The 5,805-nt window shown below is 64.7% G+C and carries 4 protein-coding genes; 3 read left to right on the top strand and 1 reads right to left on the bottom strand.

The features are described from left to right. A partial coding sequence (gene gatB / locus LJE63_06430; GenBank protein ID MCG6906246.1) for an Asp-tRNA(Asn)/Glu-tRNA(Gln) amidotransferase subunit GatB occupies positions 1–987 on the top strand: 987 nt, incomplete at its 5' end. Between the two features lie 122 nt (positions 988–1,109). Here the strand turns inward: gatB and LJE63_06425 are convergent. Further along, positions 1,110–2,390, bottom strand: coding sequence for an alginate export family protein (locus tag LJE63_06425; GenBank protein ID MCG6906245.1), 1,281 nt, complete (start codon positions 2,388–2,390; stop codon positions 1,110–1,112). A 619-nt stretch (positions 2,391–3,009) separates the two neighbouring features. Between LJE63_06425 and LJE63_06420 the strand changes: the two genes are divergently transcribed. Next, positions 3,010–4,695: a VCBS repeat-containing protein gene (locus LJE63_06420; GenBank protein ID MCG6906244.1), complete on the top strand. Its 1,686-nt coding sequence runs from the start codon at positions 3,010–3,012 to the stop codon at positions 4,693–4,695. A gap of 33 nt (positions 4,696–4,728) precedes the next feature. Then, a complete protein-coding gene (locus LJE63_06415) occupies positions 4,729–5,532 on the top strand; it encodes a nucleotidyltransferase family protein (GenBank protein ID MCG6906243.1) in 804 nt (267 codons plus the stop codon). Positions 5,533–5,805 lie beyond the last annotated feature (273 nt).

Genomic DNA, 5,805 nt, shown 5'->3' with positions numbered 1-5,805 from the left:
GAAATCGTCAGTGAGCCGGACCTGCGCACCCCTGAACAGGCCGGAGCCTACCTTCGCAAACTGCGTGATATTCTGCGCTACCTGGACATCTGCGACGGCAATATGGAGGAGGGCAGCTTCCGCTGCGACGCCAACGTCTCCATCCGGCCGGCGGGCACGACGGCCCTGGGGACCCGCACCGAGCTCAAGAACCTCAACTCCTTCAAGCATGTGGAAAAGGCCATCGCCTACGAAATCGCGCGCCAGCAGGAGTGCGTGGGCGACGGCGGCGCGGTGGTGCAGGAAACCCGCCTCTGGGACCCCAACCAGAACCGCACCACCCCCATGCGCGGCAAGGAGGAGGCCCACGATTACCGTTACTTCCCGGACCCCGACCTCCTGCCGCTCGCCATCGATGAGGACTGGATCGCGGAGGTCCGCGAGGCCCTGCCCGAGCTGCCCGCCGCCCGCAAGGCGCGCTTCGAGGCCCAATACGGCCTGCCGGCCTACGACGCCGAGCTGCTCACCGCCGCCCGGGAGCTGGCCGACTACTTCGAGGATTGTCTAAAGGTCTTCCCCCAGCCCAAGCCGGTCAGCAACTGGGTCATGGGGACGTTGCTGGGGCGGTTGAACGCCCAAGGCAGGTCCATCGAGGACTCCCCGGTCAGCCCCGCCCACCTGGGGGAGCTGCTGCGGCTGGTGGAGGACGGGGTGATCAGCGGCAAGATCGCCAAGGGGGTTTTCGACCAGATGGCCGAAACCGGGCGGGGGCCGGCGGCCATCGTGGAGGAGAAAGGCCTCAACCAGGTGTCGGACGCCGGCGCACTAGAAGCGGCGGTGGACGCGGTGCTGGCCCAAAACCCCGACGAGGCGGCCGCCTACCGCGGCGGCAAGACCAAGCTGCTGGGCTTTTTCGTGGGTCAGGTGATGAAGGCCACCCGCGGCAAGGCCCACCCGGGGATGGTCAACGACCTGCTGCGCCAAAAGCTGGGAGAGGCGGAAGAATAGAGGCGGGCGCGAGGGCCGGGGGAAACACCGGCCGCTTAAGACAAAAAAAACCGGAAGCGATGACTCGCTTCCGGTTTTTTGGTTTCAGCGCAGGACCGGTTTTAAGAACGCGTCAGCTTCGCTTAGAAGCTGAGGGACAGACGGGAGCCGACGAGGAACGGGTCGTCGTCGTTTTTGCCGTCCAGGGAGGTGGCGTCGCCGGCCAGCAGGTAGGCGCCGACCACGTCGAGGTTCAGGTTCTCCATCAGCTTGTAGGTGACCTTGAGGTCGAACTCGGTGCCCAGCTCATCTTCGTCGTTTACGTCCTCTTCGGCCAGCTGGGCGTACCAGATGTCACCGGTGACGCTCAGCTTGTCCAGCGGCTTGAAGGTCGCGCCGAGGTTGACGGCCCAGACGTTGGAGATCTGGTCGGCCGGCGATCCGGCGGAGGCGACGTTGTCGAAGATGCCGAAGCCCATGATTTCAGACCAGTAGTAGGACTGGCCTTCGATGACGGTGAAGGCGTCGATGTCGTTGTCGTCCGGGTCGTCGTCGCCGGAAGCGTAGAAGCCCCGGCTGTGGAGTTCGGCCGGGCCCAGATTCATGGCGGCCCCGGCGCCCACCAGGTAGGCGGAGATATCGGTGTCGCCGCCACCCTGGAAGTCAATCGTGCCCCACTGGTAGATGCCGGTCAACCACAGGGAGAAGGCATCAAAGTTCATGTCGAGATCCGCACCGACAAAATAGACGTCGGCATCGTCCAGCTCGCCGGCGGTGGCGACGGGCGGCAGGTTGGTGCCGCCTCTCCTCTGGTAATCTTCCAGGTTGTCGGACATCCAGTAGACCCCGTAGGCGGTCAGCTTGCTGGAATCGCCGAAGCTGAAGGAGGGCGCGATACCGAAGATGTCGGTGTCGGCGGTGTTGTTGTCCGTGCCGCCTTCGTAGGCCTTGAACCAGAAGACCGGCAGGCTCATCAGGTCGTTTTTGTAGGCCACGTGCGCGCCGGCAAAGTCGTCATCGGCCAGGAAGCCGCGAGCCAGGATGAAGCCCTGGACGCCGATTTTGGCGTTGACCGGCCCCATGTCGAAGTCGGCGTAGGTGTTTTTGACTTCCACCTTGATACCGTCGGCGCCGATGTCGCCGTAGCCGGCCTGATCCTGGTCACCCCAGACCGCGTCCATCTCGAACTTGTTGACGAACTTGAAGTTGTCGCTGAACTTGGCGGTGTAGTAGAGGCGGGTACGGGTGTCGACCTGGGAGAGGTTGCCCTCGTCGCCGTTGGCGTCCTTGCTGCCAAAATAGTTCTGTTCGGTGTACGCACGGGTGCGCCAGTAGCCGCCGAAGATGCTCTCGAAGGCCGCCGCCGGCATCGTGAAGGCCACCACCAGAAGGGCGGCCAGCGAAATAATCGCGAATTTCTTCATCTTTTTCTTCCTCCTTAACGGAATTGTTACTGCCTCACCTAATAACCTGAGTTGCTTCACCTAATTATTCACCTAATAACCTAATTTACTTCACCTAAATAATTCAGACACAAAAAAAATCCCTTTGGCGTTCCCCGGGTCACCTTCCTTTCCGGGCCCGATGGGCCCTGCGCTGATGGCCGTCAGCAGGATTTCGGAAAAAACCCCGCAATCCTGGTAACAGTTATCGGCTCATCTAACAGGCGCATTAACCAAAGTCAAGTCTTTTTTTTAAGAAAAAATTAAAATAAATTCTGAATGTTACGATTTGATCAGGCGTGCGTCGCGGGAAGTAAAAGCGCACGGCATGGACATACAATATCCTGTGGACGGTTTCATGCCGGCCCCCACATCCTGTAGCGGTTTGGTGCGGCCGGCTTGGGGGGTGCCGGTGCCTGAAAAACGGCGGTGCCACCGGCGGCGGATGAAATGAGAGTTGGACTGCCCCGCAAAGTGTGTTAAAAACCGCCTGAATTCGGTCTGCCGGCCCTCTGACCCGGCTCCGTCCGCAACTCACGGACGGCGGCCGTCAACCGACCCGGCAGGCGCAACCCCCGGCCCCACAAGGAGACGCCCTGTTTTGAAATCCGCCCCTTTCGCCCCCGGTCTGGCCGCAATTTTTCTCGCCATACTGTTGTCGACCTTTGCAGCGGTCGGCTTGCCGACCGCCCAGGCCCAAAACCCGCGCCTGGTCCTGGTGCTGCCCTTTGACATGAACGCCGCCGAAGACCTCACCTTCCTGCAAAACGGGATCGAGGACATGCTCGCCACCCGCCTCGCCCGCGAGGGCCAGGTGGCGGTGATTCCCAAGGCCCGGGCGCGTGAGGCGGCGGCCAAGGTCCCGCGGCCGGTGACCCCCGCCGCCGCCGCCGAACTGGGCCGGCAGCTGGGGGCCGATTTCGTCGCTTTCGGCAGCCTGACCGTCTTTGGCGAGAGTATCAGCACCGACGCTCGCTTTCTGGACGTGGCGCAGCAAAAGCCGTTGGTGGTCTTCGCTGAAACCGGCCAGAGCCAGGGGGATGTCATCGGGCATGTCAACGATTTCGCGGCCCGCATCAACGCGGATGTTTTCGGGCAGGCAACCGCCGCCGTCCCCGCCGCCCCCCAGGCCGAGGCCGTGCCCGAGACGCGCCGCCACCCGGAGAAGCTGATCATCGGCCAGGATTTGATCTACAGCCAGACCGGCCCGATCCAGTATGCCGACGCCGGGGCGGCCTTCACCACCTGGAAAAGCCGGCGCTTTCGCGAGGACCTCATCGGGCTGGCCGTGGGCGACGTGGACGGCGACGGCCAAAACGAGGCGGTTTTGATCGGCGACCGCACGGTTTTTGTTTACCGCTACGGCGCCCAGGGCTTCGAGAAGGTGGCCGAGATCACCGGGGAAACCTTCGAAACCTTTCTCGCCGTGGATGTCGCCGACATCAACGGAAACGGCCCGGCGGAGATCTTTGTCACCTCCGTGCAGCGCGATAAGCGGCGGATGGTCTCCTTCGTTCTGGAGGCCGAGGGGAGCGGCTACCGGCGCATCGTGGACCGCGAAAACTGGTACTACCGGGTGATTCAGCCGCCCGGGCGCGAGCCGCAACTGATGGGCCAGCGCCGGGGAATGCGGGGACCCTTTGACGCGGGGGTCTACAACCTGGTCTGGGACAACGGCAGCTACGTACCGGGCGAGCGCCAGGCCCTGCCAGCGAACTTCACCGTCTTCGGCTTCACCTATGGCGACGTGCTCAACAATGGCGAGGAGACCCTGGTGGGCTTCGACCGCGACGACTACCTGGTGGTCATGGGGCCCGGCGGGGAGCAGGAGTGGCGCAGCGATCAGGCCCTGGGCGGCACGACGGCCTTCGTCGAATTCCCCATGGCGGCCTCCGCCACCATTGCCGACTACAGGGACATGGACCGCTTCTTCCTGGCCCAGCGGGTCCACGTGGCCGACCTGGATGCCGACGGCAAACAGGACGTGATCGTGGTCAACAACCAGGAGGCCAGCGGCCGCATGCTGGCGCGGCTGCGGACCTTCAAGAGCGGTCACGTGGAGTGCCGCACCTGGGACCAGCTGGGCCTCGGCCTGAAGTGGCGCACCCAGGAGGTCGGCGGCCACATCAGCGACAGCGCCGTGGCCGATTTCAACAACGACGGCCAGCCGGAGCTGGTCTATGTTGTGGTCAGCAAGACCGCGCCGGTGGTCGGCCAGGAACGCAGCTACATCGTGGCCCAGAAAGTGGCGCCGGCAAAAGCGGCGGAGGAAGCCGGCGCGCAGTAGGGCGGGGCCGACTCCGAAAGGACACGCATTGACATGAAAGCCCTGCCCGGGTTGTTCAGCGCCCTGGTGCTGGCGGCCGATCGCACCGTCCCCGACCCCGTGGCCCTGGCGGCCGGCGTCGGCTGCAAGGCCCTGGCCCCGGTGGGCGGCACCCCGATGGTGATCCGGGTGCTGGATGCCCTGGCCGCCGCGCGGCTGGTGGGGGCCTGCGTCCTGTGCGGGCCGGGCCGGGAGATCGTCGCGGCGGAGCCCCTGCTCCAGGCACGGCTGGCGGCCGGCGGGCTGCGCTGGCTGCCCCCCCTGGGCACCCCCAGCACCAGCGCCCACGCCGCGCTGCAAACGGTTCCCGCCGCAACCCCGGTGCTGCTCACCACCGGCGACCACGCCCTGCTCTCGCCCGCGATCGTGGATCATTTCTGCCGCGCAGCGCTCGATACGGGCTGCGACCTCGTGGCCGGCTTCGCCCGGCACGCGGACATAATGGCGGTCTACCCCGGCATGCGGCGCACGGCGACGCGCTTCCAGGACGGGCCGCTTTGCGGCTGCAACCTCTACGCCTTTTTGACCCCGCGCAGCCGCCTGGCCGCGGACCTCTGGCGCCAGGTGGAAAAAGACCGCAAATCCCCCTGGAAAATGCTGCAGCGATTGGGCCCGGAGGTGCTGCTGCGCTATCTGTTGGGGCGGCTGACGCTTGCCGACGGCCTGCACCGGATCTCGCGTCGCATGGGGTCTCGGGTGGGGGCCGTGATCCTGCCTTTTGCCGAGGCGGCGGTGGATGTGGACACCGTTTCGGACTGGCGCTTCGCCCAGGGCCTGGCCTCCAAAAACAAGGGCTGAGCGGCGCGAGTGGCGCCTAAATCTCGAGCAGTCAGAGGTGCTTATGTGCGCCGCAGCGACTTCGAGATGCAGCGTAACGCGGAAGTGGGGCTTTCGGGGGACTCAACCGCCAACCCCCCCAGATAGGGCTTTTTTCAAAGACGACAGTCGGATTAAGACCGCCTGGTGCAGCAGGTGTTTTTTGTCCCGTCGTCCCGGGCCGAGCATCGCAGCGGCCGGCGAAAAAGGCCCTGTGGCTGTTTGAGCGCAAGCGAGTTCCACAGAGCCCGCCGG

The sequence above is a fragment of the Desulfobacteraceae bacterium genome (assembly GCA_022340425.1).
Lineage (GTDB): Bacteria > Desulfobacterota > Desulfobacteria > Desulfobacterales > JAABRJ01 > JAABRJ01.
The sequence above is the reverse complement of the archived record's forward strand: the minus strand, read 5'-3'. Positions and strand labels throughout refer to the sequence as shown.

Excerpts from the sequence above, each read along its gene's own strand:
- LJE63_06425 (MCG6906245.1), bottom strand. The coding sequence starts at position 2,390 with ATGAAGAAATTCGCGATTATTTCGCTGGCCGCCCTTCTGGTGGTGGCC.
- LJE63_06415 (MCG6906243.1), top strand. The coding sequence starts at position 4,729 with ATGAAAGCCCTGCCCGGGTTGTTCAGCGCCCTGGTGCTGGCGGCCGAT.